A 24271-nucleotide genomic window follows, 5' to 3' on the forward strand; every position below is an offset into this window, starting at 1 on the left:
GAGGGGTTCGTACGGCGGGGGTTCGCCGGGGGGTCTTCTGCTACGCCGGAACGAGTTCGGGCCGGACGACGGCTCGGGCGCGCTGGTACAGCGCCTGTGCGTCGGGGTTACGGAGGTGGGGGCCGATCAGCCGGAACATGTCGGCCATGCGCTTGTCGATGCGACCGGAGTCGACCAAGGGGTAGTCGTCGAGCGCGAGCCCCCATGTGCGGCAGGCCGCTTCGAGGTGACCGACGGACAGCTGACGTTCCGCGAGGATCGCGCGTTCTTTGACTCGGGTCCGCCGGTACACGCTGTGCCGAAGCCGGTCCGACTCCCGCATGGCGGCGACCGCGCCGTGAACGTCGCCCATCTCGAACCGTACTTGGCTGGTGTGGTAGTTGAGCGAGGCCGGATCGTAGGAGCCGAACACCTTCCCTCGTGCCTCCGCCTTCTCCATGGCGACCTCGGCCTCTCGCAGGTACATCAGCGCTGCGCGACGGTCGCCGGTCTGTGCGGCGGCGTGCGCCTGTTGACCGGTGAGAAAGGCGCGCATCCGGGGGCCGGCTTGCGGTGCGGCTGCCGCGGCGGAGTCGGCGAGTCGCCGGGCCACGGGCCCCTGCCCGAGGTCAACGGCTTGCACGCTCATGCCTCTGAGGGTGGTGCAGTACGTCAGATGGTCCTCGGCCGCTCCCGCGAACTCCAGGGCCTTCAGGTAGTAACGCTGCGCGAGTCCGTGCAGACCTTCGTCGACCGCCATGTATCCGGTGAGGTAGCAGAGGTCGGAGGCGGCCGACATCATCGCCCTGCGTACGTCCTCGGGGCCGGGGGTGCGCAGCAGGGGCGCCACGGTGTTCACCAGGAAAGTCGCAGCCAGGGGACGAGCGGTCCGACCCCCGAACTGATCGTCCATGGACGACAACTGCTCGGTCATCGCCGACACCGTGGCCACATCGGACATGCCGACGCGCGTCCGGCTCCCCTGCCCGACCGCCTCCATACGCCCCACGACGTCCGGCCACTCGGGCACGGCCACGGCGACGGAGAACAGGGCGGCCCCAAGAACACTCCGCCGAGAGGGATCCATGTCCTGCCTCCCCAGTTCGAGAATTCCGTCAACGGTGCTGAGCGACGTCGCTTCCCACCCGCTCTCATTGACCGGAAACCCGGTTTCCGCAGCCGTGACAGGCCGCCCCAGCTTCCGGGCGAACGCTTCCAAGACCAGCGACCGAGTGTCTTCGCGCGGAACACTGCCCTTCATCCACTGGTGAACGGAAGGGGCCCGGTACTGCTTGGGGGTGCCGCGCTCGGTGCCTACGCGGTTGACCGCCTGGGCACACTGCCGCAACGTCCAGCCGGTCTCGCGGAACAGTCGCTCCAACGCTCGGTTCGGCTCGTTGCTTTCCACGGCCCCTCAACTCCCCCTGCGTGGCGGCGTCGACCGCTTAACGCTCTTAATCGTCTCGCCCCACCCAACGGTACCGCCAGGCGTGACCGCGCGGTTACCTAGAGCAAACAAGGGTGACAAGTCCCTCCCAATCCCAACTACGCACTACACCCGACCGAAGCGACAACGCAGGAGGCAGCGTATGAACAGCACCACGGCCATTCCGTTCGGAGTCCGGCATCTGGTCTCCCCGCCTCCGGCTGCGGGCGAGGCTCCCGTCATCACGTACAGCGACCAGCTTCAGCTCAACGTCTCGGCCGAGGGCAACCCGTGGCACGCGCTCACGGCTGAGATGCCCGAGACGCAGACCGAGACCAGCAACGGCGACGGCTCGGCCCCCGGCTCCGACTCCGGAACCGACCTGTACTGATATGCGATCGATCCTCGTACTGACGGGCCGGGACGATCTCACGGCCGACGCAGTTGTCGAGGAACTGGCTGAGCGGGGCGAACAGGTCGTCAGGTTCGACACTGCAGACTTCCCCACCGCCTCCCGTCTGGCCGTGTCCCTCACCGGGAACGGCTGGACGGGGCCGCTCGCCGGCTCCCGCACGGTCCATCTGGAAACGGTCAAGTCGGTGTGGTGGCGACGCCCCCACGAGTTCCGCACCCCGGACGACTGGCCGGGGCACGCTCGTGCTCTCGCGGTCTCAGAAGCTCGCTCCGGCCTGCTCGGGGTCCTCGGCTCACTCCCCGTCCGGTGGGTCAACCACCCGAGTAGGGACGCCGCCGCGAATTACAAGCCGGTGCAGCTCGCGGTCGCCGCGCGCTGCGGGTTGAACGTACCCCGGTCCGTGATCACCTCGGACCCGGAGCACGCCCGCGCGTTCATCGGCGAGGAGGCGGTGGTCTACAAGGGACTTGGCGGAGGCGTGCTCGGCCCCGACGGGAAGCGGCAGTTCCTTCCCGTGGCGCTTGTCTCCGCGAGTCAGGTGGACGACGGCGTGTGCGGCACCGCCCACCTTTTCCAGGAGCGTGTCGACAAGGCGTACGAAGTGCGCTTGACCGTGATCGGGAGGCGCATGTTCCCGGTCGCCATCCGCACCGAGAGCGAGGACGCACTGCTCGACTGGCGAACGAACTACGGGTCTCACAAGTACGAGGTCGTGGACCTGCCCTCAGAGGTGGGGCAAGGGGTCCGCCGATTGATGGACGAGTTCGGCCTGTTCTTCGGCGCTCTGGACTTCGCCGTCACACCGGACGGACGCTGGGTGTTCTTCGAGGTGAACCCCAACGGCCAGTGGCACTGGCTCGCGGTCAGAGCGGAGGTTCCCTTGGTGGGAGCCATGGCCGACGCCTTGCAAGGAGACCCAGCATGAACGCAACACCCGCGTGGGCCGTCGCCGCCCAATCGCTTGCCGACAAGGTGACCGCCTCCGCTCCCGGATGGCATGACGCCGTGAGCAACACCCCCCGACACCGGCTCGTCCCTCGCTGGTGGCAGCGCATCCCGGACAGCCCGACACAGGAATGGTCGCTGGTGGACCTCCCCGAGGATGCCCCCGAACACCTGCGCGCGGCCTACTCGGACGAGACGCTTGTCACCCGCGTAGGCCCTAGGCACGCCGACCACGCCACACCAGGGGAACGCGGCAAGGGCGATCCCACGTCGTCCAGCACCCTGCCGGGGCTCATCGTGTCCATGGCGCATCGGCTGGATGTGCAGCGCGGCCACAAGGTCTTGGACGTGGGTACCGGCTCCGGGTATTCGGCCGGCCTCTTCGCCCGCCGTTTCGGAGACGAGAACGTGACGAGCGTGGACGTGGACCCTTATCTGGTGGAGGCGGCCCGGGCCCGCCTCTCCGAGATTGGGCACACCCCTCGGGTGGAGGTTGTCGATGCCACGGAGAAGCTGCCTGAGCCGCAGTACGACCGGATCATGGCGACCGTCTCCGTCCGGCCCGTGCCCTCGTCCTGGCTCCACGCGCTGCGTCCTGGCGGGCGGGTGGTGACGACGATCGCCAGTACCGCGCTTCTGATCACGGCGGACATGGAAAGGGATGGCGTCGCGCGCGGTGCGGTCCAGCCGGACCCGGCCACCTTCATGGAGACCCGGCGTGAGGCGGACTACCCCGAGAAGCTGAACGAGCTGTTCCTGCATGCCCGCGTACGCGAGGGCGAGGTTGTGCGACCCCCCGAGGGAGCGATTCCCGATCTGTGGCAGGAATGGCCACTGCGGTGGCTGTACGAATTGGACACACCCGGTGTCGAAACACGCGCTGCCGCCTTGCCCCACGAGGGGCGGCGCACGGTGTGGCTGCTCGCCGCTGACGGTTCATGGGCGCGCGCCGAGGGCGGCACGCCTCCTGCCGTGCACCAGGGCGGCCCCCGTCGACTGTGGGATCGCCTGGAACGTGTACGCGACAAGTGGGAGGAGAGGAACAGGTTCGCACTCCACACGATGCGCGCGGAACTCACGCCTTCAGGCAGTCACCTGCTGTCCCCGGAGGGCACCTGGCGTTTCCCGATCTGAGCACGCCTCGCAGGCGCGCCGCTTCCTCGGAAGCGGAGAGAGTGCCCCGGCTCGCCCCGCCCGTGTGCCGCCTCCGTAGCGCAGGAGCGGGGCTCCCCCTTCCACGTACGCGCAGGAGTCCTCGGTGAAGCAATGTGCCGCTTTCTCACCCGTGTTGGCGCTCGACGCCCTCGCCGGACCGTCTCTCGACCCCGCGGCCGACCTGCGTTGCGAACTCGGTGACGGGCACCATCCGCAGGCACACGCGCGATGCGTCTGGTACGAGGACCCGCACGGGGCGGTGTGGCTCCGCTGGGACCAACAAGCGGATCTACAGGTGGAGTTGGCGGCCTGGTGCCCGGGGGTGCAGAACAAAACCGGGGACGCGTGCGGCTTCTTCGGCGGGCATCCCGGCGCGCACGCGTGGGACGTGGCGGACCCCGAGGTGGAGGTGCTGGTGGCCCGAGCGATGCGGGAGCTGGGGTGGCCGACCGCCAAGTGAGCCGCACGGGCCTCCGTCAGGGCAGGACCCGGCACAGGGCGTCGAGGGCGCCGTGCCAGGCGTGGTCGGGCGGGGTGCCGTAGCCGACGACCAGGGCGTCCGCGGGGGCCGGGGGCGGGGGCGCGGACTCGTGGCGGAAGCCGGAGAGGCCGGGGACGCCGAGGTGCTGCCAGGCGGCGGCTTGGACGACGGAGCGTTCGGTGCCGGGCGGCAGCCGCAGGACGGCGTGCAGGCCGGCGGCGATGCCGGTGGCGTGGACGTCGGGCGCGCGCTCGGCGAGGGCGGCGACGAGATGGTCGCGGCGGCGCCGGTAGCGCAGGCGGGCGGCGCGCAGATGACGGTCGTAGGCGCCGGAGGCCAGGAACCGGGCGAGGGTGAGCTGGTCGAGGACGCCGCAGGCCCAGTCGCTGGTCCCCTTGACGGCGGTCACCTCGGGGACGAGGGGCGCGGGCAGCACCATCCAGCCGAGCCGCAGGCCGGGCGCGAGGGACTTGCTGGCGGTGCCGAGGTAGACGACGTGGTCGGGGTCGAGGCCCTGGAGGGCGCCGACGGCCTGCCGGTCGTAGCGGAACTCGCCGTCGTAGTCGTCCTCCAGGACCAGGCCGCCGGTGCGCCGGGCCCAGTCGACGGCGGCGGCCCTGCGGTCGGCGTGCAGCGGCGCGCCCAGCGGGAACTGGTGGGCCGGCGTCACGAGCAGCGCCCCGGCCGCCCCGCGCTCCAACGGGCCGGTGTCGGTGCCGAGTTCGTCGAAGGGCAGCGGACGGGTGGCGAGTCCGGCGCGGTGCAGGACGCCCCAGTGGTGGTCGAGCCCGTACGTCTCCACGGCGACCTCCGCGACACCGCGCCGGCGCAGCACCTCGCCGAGCAGCATCAGGCCGTGCACGAACCCGGAGCAGACGACGACCCGTTCGGGGTCGGCGCGCACGCCACGGGCGCGGGCGAGGTACTCGGCGAGCGCGGCGCGCAGTTCGGGCCGGCCGCGCGGATCGCCGTACCCGAGCGCGTCGTTGGGCGCCTCGGTGAGCGCGCGCTTGGCCGCTTTCAGCCAGGCGGCGCGGGGGAAGGAGGCGAGGTCGGGCGTGCCGGGGTGGAGGTTGTGCAGGGGGTTGCCGCTCAGCCGCCGGGCCGGGGCGGGCGCGGGCCCGGGGGCGGGGACGGCGCGGGCAGCGACGCGGGTGCCTGAGCCCTGGCGCGCGGTGAGCCAGCCCTCGGCGACGAGGTCGCCGTAGGCGTCGGCGACGGTGTTGCGGGAGATGCCGAGGTCGGCGGCGAGGGTGCGGGAGGACGGCAGTCGCGTACCGGGGGCGAGGCGGCCGCCGCGTACGGCCTCGCGCAGCGCGTCGGTGAGGCCGCGCCGCAGCCCCGCCCCGGCGGGTTCGATGTGCAGGTCGATGCCGAGTGCCTGCCCGGACGGCGAAGTGGCCCAGTTTTCTGCCATGGGAATGGACCATACCGGTGGGCTACTGCGCGCGTACGGTCGAAGCCATGACGACGAACGACACCAGGGAACACCGCACCGACGACAGCGGGCGGGAGTACGTGCCCGAGCACGCGCCCCGCCTGGACTGGGCGCGCCACGCGCCCGAGGTCTACAAGGCCATGATCCGCCTGGACGCGGCGGCACGGCAGGGCCTCGACCCGGTGACGTGCGAGCTGGTGAAGATCCGCGCCTCGCAGCTCAACCGCTGTGCGCGCTGCCTGGACATGCACTCCAAGGAGGCGCTGGCGGCGGGCGAGAGCCCGGAGCGGATCATCCAGCTCAGCGCGTGGGAGGAGTCGCAGCACTTCTACACCGAGCGTGAGGTGGCCGCGCTCGCGCTCACCGACGCGGTCACGGTCCTGACCGACGGCTTCGTCCCGGACGAGGTGTACGAGCGGGCGGCGAAGGTGTACGACGAGCGGGAGCTGTCCCAGCTCATCGCGGCGATCACGACGATCAACGCGTGGAACCGGTTCGGCGTGACCTGCCGGGGCGCCGCCGGGCACTACACGCCGGGCAGCCTCAAGTGACCGCGAGAACCACGGTGTTGGACCCGGCGGTGCGCGACGCGCTCCAGGCGACGGGCGCGGCGGCCAAGCGCGGCCTGGGCGACCCGGGGCTCGCGGAGCTGGTCATGATCCGCGCCTCGCAGCTCAACGCGTGCGCGTTCTGCCTGGACATGCATGTCGGGATCGCCGTGGAGAAGAACGGCGAGACGGCGAAGCGGATCGCGCTGCTCGACGCCTGGCGTGAGGCCGGGGACCTGTTCAGCGAGCGGGAGCGGGCCGCGCTCGCGCTGACCGAGGCCGTCACCGTCCTCACCGAAGGCTTCGTGCCGGACGCGGTGTACGAGGAGGCGGCGAAGGTCTACGACGAGGGCCGACTCGCCCATCTGTTGGGCGTGATCGCGGTCATCAACGCCTGGAACCGGCTGATGGTCGCGCGCCGCGTCGAGCCCGGCGGCCCGGCGTGGTGAGCGCCGCGCACGCCCTGCGCGCCCTGCACCACGGCCGCGTACCGGACGATCCGCTGGTGCTGCCCGGGCCGTGGGACGCGGCGAGCGCGCGGGCCTTCGAGGAGGCCGGCTTCCCGGCCCTGGCGACGCCGAGCGCGGGGGTCGCGGCGTCGCTCGGGTACGAGGACGGGAAGACGCCCGCCGACGAGATGTTCGCGGCGGTCACGCGGATCGTCCGGGCGGTGTCGGTGCCGGTCAGCGCCGACATCGAGGCCGGGTACGGGCTTGACGCGAAGGAGTTGGTGGAGCGGCTGCTCGCCACGGGCGCGGTCGGCTGCAATCTGGAGGACAGCGGCCCGGACGGCACACTCGTCGAACCGTCCCGGCAGGCGGACCGGCTGGCCGCCGTGCGCGAGGCGGCGGGCGCCGGGGTCGTGCTGAACGCGCGCGTCGACTCGTTCCTGCGGGGCGCCGCCGACCCGGTCGCGGACGCGATCGAGCGGGCCCGCGCCTATGTCGCGGCGGGCGCCGACTGCGTGTACCCCATCGGGGCGCCGCCCGAGGCGCTGCCCGCCCTGCGCGCCGGTATCGAGGGCCCGCTCAACGTGGGCGCCCGCGTCACCGGCTCCCTCACCCCGGCCGAGTGGGGCCGCCTCGGCGCGACCCGCGTGACGTTCGGCCCCGGCCTCCAGCGGCGGGCGGCGGAGGCGGTACGGGAGATCGCGGCGGGGCTGCGCTGAGCTCCCTCCGGGAAAACGCCGGGGAACGCGCCCGGGGCCCCGCGCGAACGTGTCGCGTGGGGCCCCGGGCGGGCGAACCACCGTAAAAGCACAGCTACTTGGGCAGCCATGCCTTCCAGGTGGAGCGGTGTCCGTCGATCCACTTCTTGGCGGCCTGGTCCGGGGTGAGCTTCTGGTCGGCGATCATCAGGGAGACCTCGTTCTGGTCCTCCGTCGTCCACCGGAAGTTCTTCAGGAGCGCCGCCGCCTTGCCGCCGGTCCTGGCGAAGTCGGCGTTGAGGTACTTCTGCAACGGCGTCTTCGGGTACGCGCAGGCGACCTTCTTCGGGTCGGCGTCGCAGCCCTCCTTGTACGGCGGCAGCTTCACCTCCGTCATCGGCACCTTCTTGAACAGCCACTGCGGCTGGTACCAGTACGTCAGGAACGGCTTCTTCTGCTTGGCGAACTGCTTCATCTGGGTGATCTGCGCCGCCTCGGACCCGGCGAAGACCACCGAGTAGTCCAGCTTCAGATTCTCCACCAGCGCCTTGTCGTTGGTGACGTACGAGGGTGAACCGTCGAGGAGTTGGCCCTTGCCGCCGCTCTCGGCGGTCTTCAGCAGGTGCGCGTACTTGTTGAGGTTCTTCCAGTCCGTGACGTCCGGATGCTGCTTGGCGAAGTACGTGGGAACGAACCAGCCGATGTGCCCGGTGACGCCGTTGCCGCCGCCGGGAACGATCGTCTTCTTGTCCTCGACGTACCGCTTCTCCTGGTCGGGGTGGCCCCAGTCCTCCATGATCGCGTCGACGCGGCCCTGGCTGAGCGCGTCCCACGCGGGCACCTCGTCGACCTGGACGGTGTCGACGCGGTAGCCGAGTTCATGCTCCAACAGGTACTGGGCGACCGCGACGTTGGCCTGCGCGCCGACCCAGGACTGTACGGACAGCGTGACCGTCTTCGCGCCCTGCGCGTGGGCGAACGGCGACGCCTGCTTCGTCATGTCGGCGGCGCCGCAGCCGGTGACGGCGAGCAGCGCACCGGCTCCCGCGAGCGCGCCGACGAGGTTACGGGTACGCATGTCAGACCCCCTTTCCGGAGCGGACGCGGCGCTGCGTCGGCTGCGTCACCCGGTCCAGCATCAGGCCGAGGCAGACGATGGCGGCGCCCGCGACGAGGCCGGTGGCCAGGTCGCCCTGGGCGAGCCCGAAGACGACGGAGTAGCCGAGCGCTCCCCCGCCGACCAGGCCGCCGATGATGACGACGGCGAGGACGAGGACGACGCCCTGGTTCACGGCGAGCAGCAACGCGGGCCGTGCCAGCGGGAGTTGGACCTGACGCAACTGCTGCCAGGCGGTGGCGCCCATCGACCGGGACGACTCCATCGCGGCGGCGTCCACTTCCTGGAGCCCCTGCGTGGTGATGCGGACGACGGCCGGCAGCGCGTAGACGACGGCGGCGGCGACGGCCGGGGCGCGGCCGACGCCGAACAGGGCGACGACCGGGATCAGGTACACGAACTGCGGCATCGTCTGGAACACGTCCAGGACCGGCCGCAGCCAGCGTTCGAGGCGGGCGCTGCGCGCGGCGGCGATGCCGATGGCGACGCCGAGCACGAGGGTGACGGCGACGGCCGCGAGGACCTGCGAGAGCGTGTCCAGGGACGGCTTCCACACGCCGAGCACGCCGATCGCGGCCATGGCGAGGACGGCGGTCAGCGCGGTGCGCCAGGTGCCGATCAGCCAGGCGAGCGCGGCGACGATCAGCAGCACGCCCCACCACGGCAGCCAGGTCAGGCCCGAGCGCACCGGGTCGAGGACCCAGGTCGTGAAGTGCCCGGCCCAGTCGGCGGTGCCGCCGATGTAGGGCACGCCGGTGTAGAGGTGGTCGGTCATCCAGTCGACGGCGTCGTTGACGGGAGCGGCGATCTGTACGACCCAACTCCCGGGCCAGTCCAGGCGGTTCAGGAGGCGGGCGGCTACGGCGACGAGGGCCGTGCCACCCAGGACGACGGCCGCGTCCAGCTTCCAGCGCCCCTGGCCGGCGCTGTCCGCGTCCCGGTCGCCGGCGGCGCCGGTCACCCGGTCGAGGACGACGGCGAGCAGCACGATCGGGATGCCGGCGGCGAGGGCCGCGCCCACGTCCACGGAGGCGAGCGCCTGGTAGACGCGGTCACCGAGACCGCCCGCGCCGATGACGGACGCGATCACGGCCATGGACAGCGCCATCATGATCGTCTGGTTGAGGCCGAGCAGCAACTGCCGCCGGGCGAGCGGCAGTCGGGCGGTGACGAGGCGCTGGCGGGCGGTGGCGCCGAGCGACGCGACGGCCTCCATCACCCCGGCGTCCGCCGAGCGCAGGCCGAGCGCGGTCAGGCGGGCCATGGGCGGGGCCGCGTAGACGACGGTGGCGAGGACGGCGGCCGGTACGCCCATGCCGAACACGAGGACGACGGGCAGCAGATACGCGTACGCGGGCAGCACCTGCATGGTGTCGAGGACCGGGCGCAGCACCCGGTGCATGGTCTCGCTGAGCCCGCCCGCGAGCCCGAGCAGCGCGCCCAGCACGACGGACGCGAACACGGCGACAACCATCAGCGCCAGCGTCTGCATGGTCGGCACCCACATGCCGAGCGCGCCGCAGAGCAGGAACGCGGCGACGGCGGCGACCGCGAGGCGCACGCCCGCGACCCGCCAGGCGATCAGCCCGGCCGCGACCGTGACGCCCGCCCATCCGGCGGCGAGCAGCACGAGGTACACGGCGTGTACGGAGACGATGACCGCGTTGCTGACGTGGCCGAGGAAGTACAGGAACAGCGGGTGGCTGTCCCGGTTGTCGATGATCCAGTCGCTGGTGCGGCCGAGCGGCCCCGACAGGTCGACGGTGAGCGCGGCGGGCCAGCTCGTGCCGGGCCAGTGCGCGGTGATCAGCGGTACGAGGACCGCCGCGGCGACGGCGAGCAGCAGGAGCTTGCCGAGGGCGCGGTGGCGGCGCAGCGCGGAGAGGTTGAGCCTGCCGGCGGAGGCGGAGTCGGCGGCGACGACAGCCATCAGACCCCCTCCTGATCCCCGGCCCCGGCACCCTGAACACCGGTCCCGGCCTCAGCGCCGGGGGCCTGGGCGGCGGGCGCGGGGGTGGAGTCAGCGCCGGACGCCTGGTCGGCGGGCGTGGCGGTGGGCTCGGCGCCGGGGGCCTTCGCGGCGGGGGCCTTGTCGTCGGCGGGGCGGGCCGGCGCCGGGATGCCGGAGGCGGCCTTGGCTGCGGCGCCGGGGGCGGCTGCCGCGTCAGCGCCCGTACGGGCTTGGGCATCGGCCCCCGTACGAACTTCAGCGGCACCCTCCGTACGGGATTCACCGTCAGCCCCCGCACGGGACTGAGCGTCAGCCCCCGCAGGGGACTCACCCGCAGCCCCCGCACGAGCCTCGTCGGCATCCCCCGCACGGGGGTCACCGTCAGCTCCGGCACGGGGATCACCGTCAGCCCCCGCAAGGGACTCCGCGTCACCCGTACGGGCCTCGGGGGCGGTCCCCGCACGGGAATCACCGTCACCCCCGGCTCGGGGCTCCGCGTCAGCCCCCGCACGGGAATCACCGTCACCCCCGGCTCGGGGCTCCGCGTCAGCCCCCGCAGGGGACTCACCGTCAGCCCCCGTACGGGAGTCCACGGCACCCCCCGCAGGAGACTCAGCGTCAGCGACCCCGCCGGCGACCACGTCGATGAGGCGTTCGTGGTCGACGACGCCCACGCAGCGGCCGTCGTCGACGACCCGTACGGCGAACCCGCTGCGGGCCACCGCCTCGATCGCCTCGGAGACCGTCGCGTCCGGCGCGATCTCCGGCCCGCGCTCACGCTCGTCCGCGTCGGCGGGCCGCATCGCGCGGCGCACGGTCATGACCTGCTCGCGCGGCACGTCACGGACGAATTCGCGCACGTAGTCGTCGGCGGGCGAGCCGACGATCTCCTCGGGCGTGCCGAGCTGCACGATCCGCCCGTCGCGCATGAGCGCGATCCGGTCGCCGAGGCGCAGCGCCTCGGTCAGATCGTGCGTGATGAAGACCATCGTGCGGCCCTCTTCGCGGTGCAGCCGGATGACCTCTTCCTGCATGTCCCGCCGGATGAGCGGGTCCAGCGCGCTGAACGGCTCGTCGAACAGCAGGACTTCGGGATCGACGGCCAACGCCCGCGCGAGGCCCACGCGTTGCTGCTGCCCGCCCGACAACTGCCCGGGGCGGCGCGACTCCAGACCTTCGAGGCCGACCTTGGCGACGACCTCGGCGGCCTTGGCGCGCCGTTCGGCCCGCCCGACGCCCTGGATCTCAAGACCGTAGGCGACGTTGTCGAGGACCGTGCGGTGCGGCAGCAGGCCGAAGTGCTGGAAGACCATCGCGGCGCGGTGCCGGCGCAGCTCCCGCAGCCGCCCGCGGTCCATGCCGAGGACGTCCTCGCCGTCGATCTCCAGCGTGCCGGAGGTCGGTTCGATGAGCCGCGTCAGGCAGCGTACGAGGGTGGACTTTCCGGAGCCGGACAGGCCCATGACGACGAAGACCTCGCCGCGCCTGACGTCGAAGGAGACGTCGCGGACGGCGGCGGTGCAGCCGGTGCGCTCGCGCAGCTCGGCGGCGGAAAGCTCGGCCAACGAGGTGTCCTGGGGCACCCGTTCGGCCTTGGGCCCGAACACCTTCCACAGGTTGCGGACGGCGAACACGGACTCGTTCTCCACGGTGTCGGCGGCCTCCGGCCGCGCGGCAGTGGTCGTACTCATCACGCGTCACCACCCATCAACTCGGCACACTTCTCCCCGACCATGAGCACCCCGATCATCGGGTTGACCGCGGGCATCGTCGGGAAGACGGACGCGTCCGCGATACGGATGTTCTTCAGGCCCCGGATCCTCAACTGCGGGTCCACTACCGCGAGTTCATCACTCTCGGCGCCGATGCGACAGGTCCCGGCGGGGTGGTAGACGGTGTGCGCGACCTTGCGGGCGTACTCGCTGAGGTCCTCGTCGCTCGTCACGTCGGGTCCGGGGCACACCTCGCGCTTGAGCCAGCCGGCGAGCGGCTCGGTCCTGGCGATCTCGCGGGCGATCTTGATGCCGTCGACGAGGGTGCGGCCGTCGTAGTCGTCCTCGTCGGTGAAGTACCGGAAGTCGAGGGCGGGCTTGTCCTCGGGGTCGGCGCTGGTCAGATAGACCCGGCCGCGACTGCGGGGCTTGGGGATGTTGGGCGTCATCGACACCCCGTGCTCGGGCTTCTCGTAGCCGAGCCGCTCGGGGTTGTCCGTGAACGGGATCTGGTAGAAGTGGAACATCAGATCGGGCCCGGACGCCTCGGGGTCGCGCTGGATGAACAGGCCGGCGTCGCTGTCCATGGCGCTGTTGTCGGGGATCGGCCCGTCCGTCTCCCAGACGATGACCGACTCCGGGTGGTCGAGCAGATTCTCGCCGACGCCGGGCAGGTCGTGCAGGACCGGGATGCCGAGCTTCTCCAGGTCGCCCTTGGGGCCGATGCCGGAGTGCAGCAGCAGGCGGGGCGTGTCCACCGCGCCGGCGCACACGACGACTTCGCGGCGCGCGGATATCAGGCGCTCCTCGCCGCCCTTGGCCCGTACGCGCACGCCCTTGGCGCGCACACCGTCGACGAACTCCAGCTTGTACGCCCACGTCTCCAGGAGCAGCGTCAGGTTGGGCCGGTCGCCCGCCTCCATGTGGGGGTGCAGATACGCGACCGAGGCGCTGGAGCGCTTGTTGTTCTCGGGGTGGTACGCGAGGTCGAAGAAGCCCACACCGTCCTTGAACGGCGCCTTGTTGAAGCCCTCGACGCGCGGCACGCCGGTCGCCGTCCGCGCGGCCTCGACGAAGTCGCGGGCGATGGCGTTACGGTCCTTCTCGTCGACGGGGACGATGTTGTTCTTCAGCTTGCCGAAGTACGGGTCCATCGACCGGTGGTCCCAGCCCTCGGCGCCGGCCGCCGCCCACTCGTCCCAGTCGCCGGGCAGCGGCTTGAACGAGATCAGGGTGTTGTGCGAGGAGCAGCCGCCGAGCACCTTGGCGCGGCTGTGCAGGATGTGCGAGTTGCCGCGCGGCTGCTCGGTCGTGGTGTAGCCGTAGTCGAGGTCGCCGCCGAGCAGGCCGAGCCAGCGGCGCAGGGTCAGCACGTCGTCGCGGTCGATGTCGCTGGGGCCGCCCTCGATGACGGCGACGGTGACGTCCGGGTTCTCGGTGAGCCGGGAGGCGATCACCGAACCGGCGGTGCCACCGCCGACGATGACGTAGTCGTACGTGGTCTCGGGCAGGTCGTGCTGCTCAGGCATGGGTCAACTCCAAGGCGTCGCAAGGTACTTCGCGTAATGAGCGGGAGGTTCGCTGACGAGTACGGTCCGGGTGTCCGAAGTGATCCGGCGATCAGGTGTCCGGGCCGCCCGGCGGGTTCCGGGCGGCCTGCGGGAATGCGGTGGCGGCGGGTGGGTCAGCCGGCGAACCAGCGGACCGGCTTCGGGGCCAGGTTCTGGTACACGTGCTTGGTCTCGCGGTACTCGGCGAGCCCGGCGGGGCCCAGTTCCCGTCCCACGCCGCTCTTTCCGAAGCCGCCCCACTCGGCCTGCGGCAGATAGGGGTGGAAGTCGTTGATCCAGACGGTGCCGTGCCGCAGCTTGGCGGCGACGCGGCGGGCGCGGCCCGCGTCGGTGGTCCACACGGCGCCGGCGAGACCGTACTCGGTGTCGTTGGCGAGGGCGATCGCCTCGTCCTCGGTGCGGAACGTCTCCACGGTCAGGATCGGGCCGAAGGTCTCCTCGCGCACGACCCGCATCTCGCGGTGGCAGTGGTCGAGGATCGTCGGCTCGTAGAAGTAGCCGTCGGCGGGCCGGACTTCGCTCGGCTCGGGGCGCTTGCCGCCGCAGCGCAGGACGGCGCCCTCGGCGAGCGCGGAGGCCACGAAGTCCTCGGTCTTCTCCCGCTGCTGCGCGGAGACGAGCGGGCCGCACTCGACGCCCTTCTCGGTGCCCCGGCCCAGCTTGATCAGGCGGGCGCGGCGGGCGAGTTCGGCGACGAAGCGGTCCCGTACGGACTCCTCGACGATGAGCCGGGAGCCGGCCGAACAGACCTGCCCGGAGTGGATGAACGCGGCGTTCAGCGCCTGGTCGACGGCCGTGTCGAAGTCCTCGTCGCTCGAACAGGCGTCGGCGAAGACGACGTTGGGGTTCTTGCCGCCGAGTTCGAGGGCGACCTTCTTGACGCCCGCGGCGGCGGCCTGCGCGACCTTCGTGCCGCTGACCAGGCCGCCGGTGAAGGAGACGAGGTCGACGTCCGGGTGATCGGCGAGACGGGCGCCCACGGTGGCGCCGGGTCCGGTGACGAGGTTGGCGACGCCCGCCGGGAGGCCCGCCTCCGCCAGCAGCTCGATCAGCGCGATCGTGGTGAGCGGGGTGATCTCGCTCGGCTTGATGACGAAGGTGTTGCCCGCCGCGAGGGCCGGGGCGATCTTCCAACTGGCCTGGAGCAGCGGGTAGTTCCACGGCGTGATCATCGTGCAGACGCCGACCGGCTCGTGCACGACGACGCTGTGGATCTCGTCGGAGCCGGCGTCCACGACGCGGCCCGCGCCTTCGCCGACGACGAGGTCGGCGAAGTAACGGAAGGCGTCGGCGACGCAGTCCACGTCGACGCGGCCCTCCTCGACGGTCTTGCCCGCGTCGCGGCTCTCCAGCAGGCCGATCTTCTCGCGGTCGCGGACGAGGAGGTCGGCGACGCGGCGGAGCAGGGCGGCGCGCTCGGCGACGGGCGTTCCCGGCCACGGGCCCTCGTCGAAGGCGCGGCGGGCCGCGGCGATCGCCGCGTCCGCGTCCTCCTGGGCGCCCTCCGCGACCACCGCGAACGTCGTGGCGTCCGCCGGGTCGAGGATCTCTCGGGTGGCTCCGGAGGCGGCGGGGTGCCACTCTCCGCCGACATGAATGCTTCGTTGTGCTGACACGTCCTGCTTTGCCTTCCGTCTGGTGACGTCGTCAGCCCCTGCCCTACGTTGGCCAAAACATGCGCCCCCCGTAACCAAAAGTGCCCCGCCTCACTCCCACCCCCCGCTCCTCAAGCGCCGGAGAGGCTGGAAGTATGCGCTGAAATCAGCCCCGTAAGGGGCGCGGGGAACTGCGCGACCAGCCACGACGCACCCGGCACTCTGGGGCTCCGCCCCAGCCCCCGCTCCTCAAGCGCCGGAGGGGCTGGAAATTGGCGCTCAGGCCAGCCCCGTCAGGGGCGCGGGGAACTGCGCGAGAAGCCCCACCGGGGCTGCACCCGAGGCACAACCTTCACGCACCCGGCGCTGGGGTGCCGCCTTGCCCACCCGTGCCGCCCCAGGCGGCAGACTGCCCAAGGCGGGGGCGGGGGACGCCTGAGAAGTGCCGGGGCTGGCAGCCCCGTCAGGGGCGCGGGGAACTGCGCGAGAGGGGGCCTAAAACACGAACGCCCGCGGGGACGCGCGTGGGGCGCTGTCGCCGCGGGCGGACGGGAGGAGAAAGGGTCAGATGAGGCCGAGGGCGCGGACCGCCTCCCGCTCCTCCTCCAGCTCCTTGACGGACGCGTCGATCCGCCCCCGCGAGAACTCGTTGACATCCAGCCCCTGCACGATCTCGTACACCCCGTCCTTCGTCGTGACGGGGAACGAGGAGATGAGCCCCTCGGGCACACCGTAGGAGCCGTCCGACGGGATACCCATGGAGGTCCAGTCACCGTCGGCCGTGCCGTTGACCCACGTGTGGACGTGGTCGATCGCGGCGTTGGCGGCGGACGCGGCCGAGGACGCGCCCCGGGCCTCGATGATCGCGGCCCCGCGCTTGGCGACGGTCGGGATGAAGTCCTCGGCGAGCCACTTCTCGTCGTTGCCGATGGCTTCGATGGCGGGCTTCCCGGCGACCGTGGCCTGGAAGATGTCCGGGTACTGGGTGGCCGAGTGGTTGCCCCAGATCGTCAGCCGCTTGATGTCGGCGACCGTCGACCCGGTCTTCTTGGCGAGCTGCGTCAGCGCGCGGTTGTGGTCCAGGCGCGTCATCGCGGTGAAGCGGTCGGCGGGTACGTCCGGCGCGGCGGCCTGGGCGATCAGCGCGTTCGTGTTCGCCGGGTTGCCGACGACGAGGATCTTGACGTCGTTCGCGGCGTGGTCGTTGATGGCCTTGCCCTGGGGCTTGAAGATGCCGCCGTTGGCCTCCAGGAGGTCACCGCGCTCCATGCCCTTGGTGCGGGGGCGGGCGCCGACGAGCAGGCCGACGTTGGTGCCGTCGAAGGCCACGTTCGGGTCGTCGGTGATGTCGATGCCCTGGAGGAGCGGGAAGGCGCAGTCGTCCAGCTCCATGGCGGTGCCCTCGGCGGCCTTGAGCGCCGGGGTGATCTCCAGGAGGCGCAGCTTGACCGGCACGTCCGCGCCGAGCAACTGGCCGGAGGCGATGCGGAAGAGCAGTGCGTAGCCGATCTGGCCGGCTGCGCCGGTGACGGTGACGTTCACGGGAGTGCGGGTCATGGCGTTCTCCGTAGGACAGCGGGTCTTTTGATCGATCTCTCGGCATCAAGAGATCCGCTCGTCAGGCTATCGCGCCCCACCCCCACCGCACCCGCCGGTCCGTGTGGCTCACCCCACAGAGTCGGCACGGACCGAACACGTGACGCCCGACGGGGGGCGGCCGCCGACTCGGGAGGGGGGAGCGCGACGGCCGCCGTGGGGGTGTCACCGAGTGACCGTTCCCGTGGGGGTGTTCACGCGCCTTCCCCGTCCCACGCGGGACATGCGTACCCCGTACGGACCTCCCCGCGCGGGACACGCGTACGCCGTACGAACCACCCCGCGCGGGACATGCGAACGCCGTACGGACCACCCCCGCGCGGAGTCAGTCCGTGCAGCCCTTGACGCCGGAGGCGAGCGTCGCGCACGCCTTGGCGTCGGCCGCGGCGCCGACCTCGACCATCGGCGTGTACGCGTCCGTGTCGGCCTCGCCCACCGCGCCCTTACGGGAGGACTTCGCGCCGGCGTCCAGGACGACGCTGTCGCCGGGCGCCGCGCCCTGGATGCGGGCCCAGGCGGCCTTGCAGGTCTTGCTGTAGCGGACCTGGACGGTGGCCGTGCCGACCGTCGCTGTGGCGGGGCTGTCCGCGAGGTCGCCGCCGCAGCCCATCTTCTCGGGGTCCTTGCCGGTGCACTGCGCGCCGACGCACCGCACGCCGTCGGGGAGCTTCGGCGCGCTCGTCGTCGGCGTCGGGGGCGGCTCGGCCGCGTTCTTCTTGCCGCCCAGGCCGCTCGTCACCACGTACGCCACGACCGCGAGCAGCACCGCGCCGACCGCCGCCGCGACGACCGTCACGACGGTCTTGCCGCGCCGCCCGCCGGAGTTCGGGGAGGGGGAGGGCGCGGGGGCGGGCGGCGGGCCGAAGCCACCGCCGTCCGGGGCGCTCTGGACGCCCGGCGCCCGCGGGGCGGCCACGCTGCCCGCGCCGAGCGGCCCGGTGCCGGGCTCGCCGAGCGCGGCCCGCGCCTGCGATATGCGTATCGCTTCCATGGTCATGTCATGGCGCATCTCGGAGCGGCTCCACGCGCGCTCGGCCAGCTCCCACAGGGTGGTGAGGTGCACCGGGTTGGTCCCGGTCACCTCGGCGAGCGCGACGACGGCGCCCTTGGGCGCGAGCAGCCGCCCGTTCAGATACCTCTCCCACGAGGTCTTGCTGTAGCCCGTGCGGTCCGCCAGGGCCGCGATCCCGAGTCCGCCGCGGTCGACCAGCCGACGCAGTTGGCCGGTGAACTCCTTGACCTCCGGGTCGAGTTCATCCGGTAGCGCCCTCCAACGAGGCATTGCCTTCCCCCTATTCCCCCCATACGTGCCTGAGGTCCCCCCGCGCCGCGAGCGTGCCCGGGCCTCCACCGGCTGTCCAGTGGGATGCGAACAGCCAGGATGTCAGTTCCCCCGCGAGGGGCACACGGGGGTATGCCCCGGCGCTCAGCGCAGCGTGAAGCCGCTCAGCGCAGCGTGAAGTGCAGCGTGTCCTGGAGGAACGGGATCTTCAGCCACGGGTTGGGCTGCGCCATCATCGCCAGCAGCACGATGATCAGGCCGAGCAGCCCGTACGTGATCATGTCGGTGAAGCGGGAGCGGACGGCGAGCATGCCGACGCTCGGCAGCACCCAGCGCATCACCGCGCCGCCGATCAGGGCGAGGCCGATGAGGATCGTGCCGACGCGGAACTGGTCGAGCGCCGTCACCAGCAGGCCCACCCCGGTCACCGTGAGGACCGCGATCAGCGGCCACTGGCGCGCGGGCGCGGGCGCGTCACCCGGCGCGGCCCGGCCGCCGCCCTCGGGACGCGCGGTGTCGCGCGTCCACAGCGGGAAGCGGCGCGTGCCGCGCTTGCGGCCTGCGGCGCCGCGCGTCTCAGCGGACACCGGCGTTCCGTTCGGCGGCCTCGACCACGTTGACGAGGAGCTGGGCGCGGGTCATCGGGCCGACACCGCCCGGGTTGGGCGAGATCCAGCCGGCGACCTCGGCGACGCCCGGGTGCACATCGCCGACGATCTTGCCCTCGGCGTTGCGCGAGACACCGACGTCGAGGACGGCGGCGCCCGGCTTGATGTCCTCGGGCTTGATCAGGTGCGGGACACCCGCGGCGGCGACGACGATGTCGGCGCGGCGCAGGTGGGAGGAGAGGTCGCGGGTGCCGGTGTGGCACTGGGTGACCGTCGCGTTCTCCGACTTGCGGGTCAGCAGCAGCGGCATCGGGCGCCCGATGGTGACGCCCCGGCCGACGACGACGACCTCGGCGCCCTTGATCTCCACGCCGTGCCGGCGCAGCAGCGTGATGATGCCGAAGGGGGTGCAGGGCAGCGGGGCCGGCTCGTTGAGCACGAGGCGGCCGAGGTTCATCGGGTGCAGGCCATCAGCGTCCTTGGCCGGGTCCATCAGCTCCAGGATGCGGTTCTCGTCGATGCCCTTGGGCAGCGGGAGCTGCACGATGTAGCCGGTGCAGGCCGGGTCGTCGTTCAGCTCGCGCACGACCGCCTCGATCTCCTCCTGGGAGGCCGTCGCGGGCAGTTCGCGCTGGATGGACGCGAGGCCCACCTGCGCGCAGTCGCGGTGCTTGCCCGCCACGTACTTCTGGCTGCCGGGGTCCTCCCCGACGAGGATCGTGCCGAGGCCCGGCGTGACCCCCTTCTCCTTGAGGGCCGCCACGCGGGCGGTCAGGTCGGACTTGATCGCGGCTGCGGTGGCCTTGCCATCGAGAATCTGGGCGGTCATGGACCCATTGTTTCAGGGCGGCCCCGCTTCACCCAAGTTGCACTTGCACAACGGCCTTCGACCCGTACTGGACAGGACACCGTCCGAAATCAGATGATCGGCGCCGCTCGTCTCACCGTCCCCGGAGGAGCCCATCATGAGTTTCGGCGATCAGAACAACCCGTACGGCCAGCAGCCGCCGCCCGGCCAGCCCGGCCAGCCCTACGGCGGCCAGCCCTACGGCCAGCAGACGCCCCAGGGCGTGCCGCAGCAGGGTTACGGCTACCCGCAGCAGCAGCCGGGCCAGCCCTACGGCGGCTACCCGCAGCAGGGCATGCCCCCGGCCGGCCACGGCGCCCCGCCGATCGCCTCCATGGGCCGCAGGCTCGGCGCGCGCCTCATCGACGGTGTCGTCTTCGGCATCATCTACATGATCTTCCTGGCGCCGAAGTTCACCGACCTGCTCGACGCCCTGAACAAGTGCGACGCGGGCTCCTCCACGTACGACACCTGTGTGAACAACGCGACCTCGGACTTCCAGAGCGGGGTGCTGCCGGTCGGCGCGCTGTTCATGGTGATCGTGCTGCTCTACGAGGTCCTGATGGTCGCCTTCGTCGGCGCGACGCTCGGCAAGCTCGCCGTAGGCATCCGCGCCCTGAAGGCCGACTCGGGGGCCAAGCCCGGCATCGGCGGCAGCTTCCTGCGCTGGGTCATCCCGGCGGTCGGCGCGCTGGTCTGCGGCATCGGCCAGCTCATCGTGTACCTGTCCCCGTTCTGGGACAAGTCGGGCCGCCGGCAGGGCTGGCACGACAAGGTGGCCGGCACAGTCGTCGTCCACACCAAGGGCTGACCCCTCCCCGTACAGGGCCTCCCCGTACAGGGCTGCTCCCCTGCTGAGGACTCCCCGCCGAGGGCCGGTTCAGGCCCTCGTCCTCGGGACGACACGCGAAGGGCCCGCCGGTCATCGACCGGCGGGCCCTCCTGCCGTCAGTGGAAGAAGTGGCGCGTGCCCGTGAGGTACATCGTCACGCCGGCCTTCTTCGCCGCCTCGACGACCAGTTCGTCGCGGATCGAGCCGCCCGGCTGCACGATGGCCCGTACGCCCGCGTCGATGAGGATCTGCGGCCCGTCCGGGAACGGGAAGAAGGCGTCCGAGGCCGCGTACGCGCCGCGCGCCCGCTCCTCGCCCGCCCGCTCGACGGCCAGCTTGCAGGAGTCGACGCGGTTGACCTGGCCCATGCCGACGCCGACCGACGCGCCGTCCTTGGCGAGCAGGATGGCGTTGGACTTGACGGCCCGGCAGGCCCGCCAGGCGAACGCCAGCTCGTCCAACTCGCCCTGCGACAGCGCCTCTCCGGTCGCCAGCGTCCACGTCGAGGGGTCGTCGCCCGCGGCCTGGAGCCGGTCGGTGACCTGGAGGAGGGCGCCGCCGTCGATCTGCTTCATCTCGACGCGCGGGGCCGGCCCGTGCGGAGCGCGCAGCACGCGGATGTTCTTCTTCTTGGTGAGGGCTTCGAGCGCGCCGTCCTCGTAGTCGGGCGCGATGATGACCTCGGTGAAGATCTCGGCGACCTGCTCCGCCATCTCCTTGGTGACCGGCCGGTTGACCGCGATGACCCCGCCGAACGCGGAGAGCGGGTCGCAGGCGTGCGCCTTGCGGTGGGCCTCCGCCACGTTCGAGGCGACGGCGATGCCGCACGGGTTGGCGTGCTTGATGATCGCCACGCACGGGTCGTCGTGGTCGTACGCGGCACGGCGCGCGGCGTCCGTGTCCGTGAAGTTGTTGTACGACATCTCCTTGCCGTGCAACTGCTCCGCCTCGGCGAGACCGCCGCCCGCCGCGGAGCCGCCGCCGGACACGGTGTCGACGTAGAGAGCGGCGCCCTGGTGCGGGTTCTCGCCGTAGCGCAGCACGTTCTTGCGCGCGTAGGTGGCGCCGAGGAAGTCGGGGAAGCCGGAGGAGTCGGCGGCCGCGTAGTCGTCCGCGAACCAGGCGGCGACGGCCACGTCGTACGCGGCGGTGTGCTGGAACGCCTCGGCGGCCAGCCGCTTGCGGGTCGTGAGGTCGAAACCGCCGTCCCCGGCCGCCGCGAGGACGTCCGCGTACCGGGCGGGGCTGGTGACGACGGCCACCGACGGGTGGTTCTTCGCGGCGGCGCGGACCATGGACGGGCCGCCGATGTCGATCTGCTCGACGCACTCGTCGGGGCTCGCGCCCGAGGCGACGGTCTCCTTGAACGGGTACAGGTTCACGACCACCAGGTCGAACGGCTCGACGCCCAGCTCCTGGAGCTGCGCGCGGTGGTCCGCGAGGCGCAGGTCGGCGAGGATGCCGGCGTGCACCTTCGGGTGCAGGGTCTTGACCCGGCCGTCGAGGCACTCGGGGAACCCGGTCAGCTCCTCGACCTTGGTGACCGGCACCCCGGCGGCGGCGATCCGTCCGGCGGTGGAGCCCGTCGACACGAGCTGGACGCCCGCCTCGTGCAGCCCGCGCGCCAGCTCCTCCAGACCGGTCTTGTCGTAGACGCTGACCAGCGCCCGTCGGATGGGCCGCTTGGTGCTCTCGGCGGTGGTTTCCGCGGTCACGGGATGACTACCTTTCGTCCCTCGATGCTGAAGCCGTTACGGGCGATCCGCCCCACGACATCGACGAGCAGCGTGCGCTCGACTTCCTTGATGCGCTCGTGCAGAGCGCTCTCGTCGTCCTCGTCCCGGATCTCGACCACGCCCTGGGCGATGATCGGGCCGGTGTCGACGCCGTCGTCGACGAAGTGGACGGTGCAGCCGGTGACCTTGGCGCCGTACGCGAGTGCGTCCCGCACACCGTGCGCACCGGGAAAACTGGGCAGGAGGGCCGGGTGCGTGTTGACGACCCGCCCGCCGAAGCGGGCCAGGAACTCCTTGCCGACGATCTTCATGAACCCGGCCGAGATCACGAGGTCCGGCTCGTGGGCCGCCGTCGCCTCGGCCAGCGCCCGGTCCCACTCCTCGCGCGTCGCGTGGTCCTTGACCCGGCACACGAAGGTGGGCAGCCCGGCCCGCTCGGCCCGCTCCAGGCCGGCGATCCCGTCCCGGTCCGCGCCGACGGCGACGATCCGCGCGCCGTAGGCGTCCTCCCCGTGCTCGGCCACGGCGTCGAGGAGTGCCTGCAAGTTCGTACCTGATCCGGAGACCAGCACGACGAGGCGCTTGGCCTTGGCCACGAGGAGGCCCTTTCTCGGGAGCTGAGCATCTTGCGACGTGCGACTTGCGTCTTTGTGCGGTCGTACGAAAGCAACGCGCTCCGCCATACGGGGGAGTCTACGAAGCCGCCGACCGTCAGCAACGATACCGGCACACCGGACCGCCCCCATGGGACGGGGGCGGCCTCGGGAGGTAGCGTCGGCGGCACGGAACGCCGGACGGCCGTCGGACGTTGACGAGACGAACGAACCGGGCCTCGACGCGAGGCACGGCCCGCCGACCGACGACCTGCCCGACGACCTAGGGGAAGACGCACACCTGATGCCGGACCGAAGCCTTCGCCACACGCTGCCCGTCGGCGCCGTCATGCCGCGCGAAGGCCGACCCACGCCGCCGTCGCCGTCCCAGGAGCCCGGTGAGGACTCCACCGGGAAGCCCGCCGGCAAGCCGCGCTCCGCCGACACCGACAATCCGTTCGCGCCGCCGCCCGAGGACGCCCCCGACCGCCCCTGGCAGCCGCGGGCGCCCGAGGGCTCCTCAGATTCCGAGGGCTCCGGCGGCTCCGGCTCCGACTCCGACGGCTCCTCCGGCCGGGGCGACTCGCCCTGGGGCAGCCAGTGGAGCGACCGGCAGCCCGGCCGCGCGCAGGGCGGCGGCCGGTTCGGCGACCGGCTCGGCGGCGGAGGCGGGGGCGGCGGACAGGGCGGCCCCGAGGGCCAGGGGCAGGGCCCCGGGCCCGGCCCCGGCGGCATGCGCTGGGACCCCACCGACCCCTCCCAGCGCCACGCTCGCTACGCGCTCCTGTCCGGCATGTGGGGCTTCTTCTTCGCCCTGTTCAACTGGCCTTACGTGGCCCTGCTGCTCGGCGTCCTCGCCCTGTACTGGGGCGTCAGCGCCCTGCGCGCCAAGCCCCGCTCCGCCACCGACCCGGACAAGCCGGCGCCGCCCGCGGAGAGCACCAGACCCCAGACCACGGCGGCGATCAGCGGCCTGGTGACGGGCGTCCTCGCGGTGGCGTGGGTGGCGCTGGCGTTCACCGCGCAGTTCGCGTACCGGGACTACTACGAGTGCCGGCAGGACGCGCTGACGCACACCGCGGAAAAGTCCTGCGAGAACCTCCTGCCGTCGCAGATCCGTCCCTTGCTCGGCGAACACTGAGACTGAGCCGCCCGCTTCTACGGCCGGGGCCGCCCGGGGTCGGCTCGGGGGCCCGGGTCGGCTAGGGCCTGTCGTCAAAGTGTCACGTCCACATGAGGAGTGAGGCCAGGGTGAGGGCGGCGGCGTATGACTCGGCGGTCTTGTCGTATCGGGTGG

General features: G+C 71.9%; 21 protein-coding genes and 1 pseudogene. 9 read left to right on the top strand and 13 right to left on the bottom strand.

Translation table 11 applies throughout. From position 1 onward, the window contains the following. Positions 1-40 precede the first annotated feature (40 nt). Entirely contained in the window at positions 41-1387 is a 1347-nt protein-coding gene (locus tag ACZ7LY_RS25650; RefSeq protein WP_471627050.1) for a tetratricopeptide repeat protein, read from the bottom strand. 181 nt (positions 1388-1568) lie between these two features. Here ACZ7LY_RS25650 and tgmA point away from each other — a divergent pair, with 181 nt between their 5' ends. From tgmA to ACZ7LY_RS25670, 4 genes are all read left to right on the top strand, one after another. Beyond that, a complete protein-coding gene (tgmA, locus tag ACZ7LY_RS25655) occupies positions 1569-1796 on the top strand; it encodes a putative ATP-grasp-modified RiPP (protein ID WP_471627051.1) in 228 nt (75 codons plus the stop codon). Position 1797: 1 nt separating this feature from the next. Next, positions 1798-2745 carry an ATP-grasp ribosomal peptide maturase gene (gene tgmB / locus ACZ7LY_RS25660; RefSeq protein ID WP_471627052.1) on the top strand — a complete coding sequence of 316 codons (948 nt, stop codon included), beginning with the start codon at positions 1798-1800 and terminating at the stop codon, positions 2743-2745. Beyond that, positions 2742-3899: a methyltransferase domain-containing protein gene (locus ACZ7LY_RS25665; protein ID WP_471627053.1), complete on the top strand. Its 1158-nt coding sequence runs from the start codon at positions 2742-2744 to the stop codon at positions 3897-3899. Before tgmB ends, ACZ7LY_RS25665 begins: the two co-directional genes overlap by 4 nt. A gap of 151 nt (positions 3900-4050) precedes the next feature. Continuing rightward, positions 4051-4380: a hypothetical protein gene (locus tag ACZ7LY_RS25670; protein ID WP_471627054.1), complete on the top strand. Its 330-nt coding sequence runs from the start codon at positions 4051-4053 to the stop codon at positions 4378-4380. 16 nt (positions 4381-4396) lie between these two features. Here ACZ7LY_RS25670 and pdxR read toward each other — a convergent pair whose 3' ends face one another. Continuing rightward, positions 4397-5818 (bottom strand): MocR-like pyridoxine biosynthesis transcription factor PdxR, encoded by a 1422-nt coding sequence (pdxR, locus tag ACZ7LY_RS25675; RefSeq protein WP_471627055.1) that lies wholly within the window; start codon positions 5816-5818, stop codon positions 4397-4399. Positions 5819-5865: 47 nt separating this feature from the next. On the opposite strand from pdxR, the gene ACZ7LY_RS25680 reads away from it, so the two are divergent. From ACZ7LY_RS25680 to ACZ7LY_RS25690, 3 genes are read left to right on the top strand one after another with little or no spacing between them, the layout of a single operon-like run. Further along, positions 5866-6390, top strand: coding sequence for a carboxymuconolactone decarboxylase family protein (locus ACZ7LY_RS25680; RefSeq protein ID WP_471627056.1), 525 nt, complete (start codon positions 5866-5868; stop codon positions 6388-6390). Continuing rightward, on the top strand, positions 6387-6836 hold the full coding sequence (locus ACZ7LY_RS25685; RefSeq protein ID WP_471627057.1) for a carboxymuconolactone decarboxylase family protein: 450 nt from the start codon (positions 6387-6389) through the stop codon (positions 6834-6836). The genes ACZ7LY_RS25680 and ACZ7LY_RS25685 overlap by 4 nt, the downstream gene beginning before the upstream one ends. Beyond that, positions 6833-7555 (top strand): isocitrate lyase/PEP mutase family protein, encoded by a 723-nt coding sequence (locus ACZ7LY_RS25690; protein ID WP_471627058.1) that lies wholly within the window; start codon positions 6833-6835, stop codon positions 7553-7555. The genes ACZ7LY_RS25685 and ACZ7LY_RS25690 overlap by 4 nt, the downstream gene beginning before the upstream one ends. Before the next feature lie 94 nt (positions 7556-7649). Here ACZ7LY_RS25690 and ACZ7LY_RS25695 read toward each other — a convergent pair whose 3' ends face one another. From ACZ7LY_RS25695 to ACZ7LY_RS25735, 9 genes and pseudogenes are all read right to left on the bottom strand, one after another. Continuing rightward, complete coding sequence (locus ACZ7LY_RS25695) at positions 7650-8612, bottom strand: ABC transporter substrate-binding protein (protein ID WP_471627059.1); 963 nt, start codon at positions 8610-8612, stop codon at positions 7650-7652. Between the two features lies 1 nt (position 8613). After that, a complete protein-coding gene (locus ACZ7LY_RS25700; protein WP_471627060.1) occupies positions 8614-10581 on the bottom strand; it encodes an ABC transporter permease in 1968 nt (655 codons plus the stop codon). Between the two features lie 650 nt (positions 10582-11231). Further along, positions 11232-12293, bottom strand: a pseudogene (locus ACZ7LY_RS25705) (quaternary amine ABC transporter ATP-binding protein); the annotation flags it as partial. Beyond that, positions 12293-13843 (bottom strand): GMC family oxidoreductase, encoded by a 1551-nt coding sequence (locus tag ACZ7LY_RS25710; RefSeq protein WP_471627061.1) that lies wholly within the window; start codon positions 13841-13843, stop codon positions 12293-12295. The gene ACZ7LY_RS25710 and the pseudogene ACZ7LY_RS25705, both read right to left, overlap by 1 nt. 155 nt (positions 13844-13998) lie before the next feature. Beyond that, on the bottom strand, positions 13999-15501 hold the full coding sequence (locus ACZ7LY_RS25715) for an aldehyde dehydrogenase family protein (RefSeq protein ID WP_471627062.1): 1503 nt from the start codon (positions 15499-15501) through the stop codon (positions 13999-14001). 543 nt (positions 15502-16044) lie between these two features. After that, on the bottom strand, positions 16045-17037 hold the full coding sequence (locus ACZ7LY_RS25720) for a malate dehydrogenase (protein ID WP_471627063.1): 993 nt from the start codon (positions 17035-17037) through the stop codon (positions 16045-16047). A 364-nt stretch (positions 17038-17401) separates the two neighbouring features. Beyond that, on the bottom strand, positions 17402-18358 hold the full coding sequence (locus tag ACZ7LY_RS25725; RefSeq protein ID WP_471627064.1) for a helix-turn-helix domain-containing protein: 957 nt from the start codon (positions 18356-18358) through the stop codon (positions 17402-17404). A gap of 164 nt (positions 18359-18522) precedes the next feature. After that, a complete protein-coding gene (locus ACZ7LY_RS25730) occupies positions 18523-18945 on the bottom strand; it encodes a DUF3017 domain-containing protein (RefSeq protein WP_471627065.1) in 423 nt (140 codons plus the stop codon). Beyond that, complete coding sequence (locus ACZ7LY_RS25735) at positions 18935-19795, bottom strand: bifunctional methylenetetrahydrofolate dehydrogenase/methenyltetrahydrofolate cyclohydrolase (protein WP_471627066.1); 861 nt, start codon at positions 19793-19795, stop codon at positions 18935-18937. Before ACZ7LY_RS25735 ends, ACZ7LY_RS25730 begins: the two co-directional genes overlap by 11 nt. Before the next feature lie 136 nt (positions 19796-19931). Between ACZ7LY_RS25735 and ACZ7LY_RS25740 the strand changes: the two genes are divergently transcribed. Beyond that, entirely contained in the window at positions 19932-20624 is a 693-nt protein-coding gene (locus ACZ7LY_RS25740) for an RDD family protein (protein WP_471627067.1), read from the top strand. 137 nt (positions 20625-20761) lie between these two features. Here ACZ7LY_RS25740 and purH read toward each other — a convergent pair whose 3' ends face one another. Both purH and purN read right to left on the bottom strand, forming a co-directional pair. Next, complete coding sequence (purH, locus tag ACZ7LY_RS25745; RefSeq protein WP_471627068.1) at positions 20762-22360, bottom strand: bifunctional phosphoribosylaminoimidazolecarboxamide formyltransferase/IMP cyclohydrolase; 1599 nt, start codon at positions 22358-22360, stop codon at positions 20762-20764. Continuing rightward, entirely contained in the window at positions 22357-22977 is a 621-nt protein-coding gene (gene purN / locus ACZ7LY_RS25750; protein WP_471627069.1) for a phosphoribosylglycinamide formyltransferase, read from the bottom strand. The genes purH and purN overlap by 4 nt, the downstream gene beginning before the upstream one ends. Positions 22978-23278: 301 nt before the next feature. Here purN and ACZ7LY_RS25755 point away from each other — a divergent pair, with 301 nt between their 5' ends. Further along, complete coding sequence (locus ACZ7LY_RS25755) at positions 23279-24115, top strand: hypothetical protein (RefSeq protein ID WP_471627070.1); 837 nt, start codon at positions 23279-23281, stop codon at positions 24113-24115. Positions 24116-24271: the final 156 nt, after the last annotated feature.

Source organism: Streptomyces sp. NPDC107550, from assembly GCF_055639095.1.

Coding starts and splice junctions, on each gene's coding strand:
- tgmA (WP_471627051.1), top strand. CDS start 1,569: ATGAACAGCACCACGGCCATTCCGTTCGGAGTCCGGCATCTGGTCTCC.
- tgmB (WP_471627052.1), top strand. CDS start 1,798: ATGCGATCGATCCTCGTACTGACGGGCCGGGACGATCTCACGGCCGAC.
- ACZ7LY_RS25665 (WP_471627053.1), top strand. CDS start 2,742: ATGAACGCAACACCCGCGTGGGCCGTCGCCGCCCAATCGCTTGCCGAC.
- pdxR (WP_471627055.1), bottom strand. CDS start 5,818: ATGGCAGAAAACTGGGCCACTTCGCCGTCCGGGCAGGCACTCGGCATC.
- ACZ7LY_RS25680 (WP_471627056.1), top strand. CDS start 5,866: ATGACGACGAACGACACCAGGGAACACCGCACCGACGACAGCGGGCGG.
- ACZ7LY_RS25695 (WP_471627059.1), bottom strand. CDS start 8,612: ATGCGTACCCGTAACCTCGTCGGCGCGCTCGCGGGAGCCGGTGCGCTG.
- ACZ7LY_RS25700 (WP_471627060.1), bottom strand. CDS start 10,581: ATGGCTGTCGTCGCCGCCGACTCCGCCTCCGCCGGCAGGCTCAACCTC.
- ACZ7LY_RS25710 (WP_471627061.1), bottom strand. CDS start 13,843: ATGCCTGAGCAGCACGACCTGCCCGAGACCACGTACGACTACGTCATC.
- ACZ7LY_RS25720 (WP_471627063.1), bottom strand. CDS start 17,037: ATGACCCGCACTCCCGTGAACGTCACCGTCACCGGCGCAGCCGGCCAG.
- ACZ7LY_RS25725 (WP_471627064.1), bottom strand. CDS start 18,358: ATGCCTCGTTGGAGGGCGCTACCGGATGAACTCGACCCGGAGGTCAAG.
- ACZ7LY_RS25735 (WP_471627066.1), bottom strand. CDS start 19,795: ATGACCGCCCAGATTCTCGATGGCAAGGCCACCGCAGCCGCGATCAAG.
- ACZ7LY_RS25740 (WP_471627067.1), top strand. CDS start 19,932: ATGAGTTTCGGCGATCAGAACAACCCGTACGGCCAGCAGCCGCCGCCC.
- ACZ7LY_RS25755 (WP_471627070.1), top strand. CDS start 23,279: ATGCCGGACCGAAGCCTTCGCCACACGCTGCCCGTCGGCGCCGTCATG.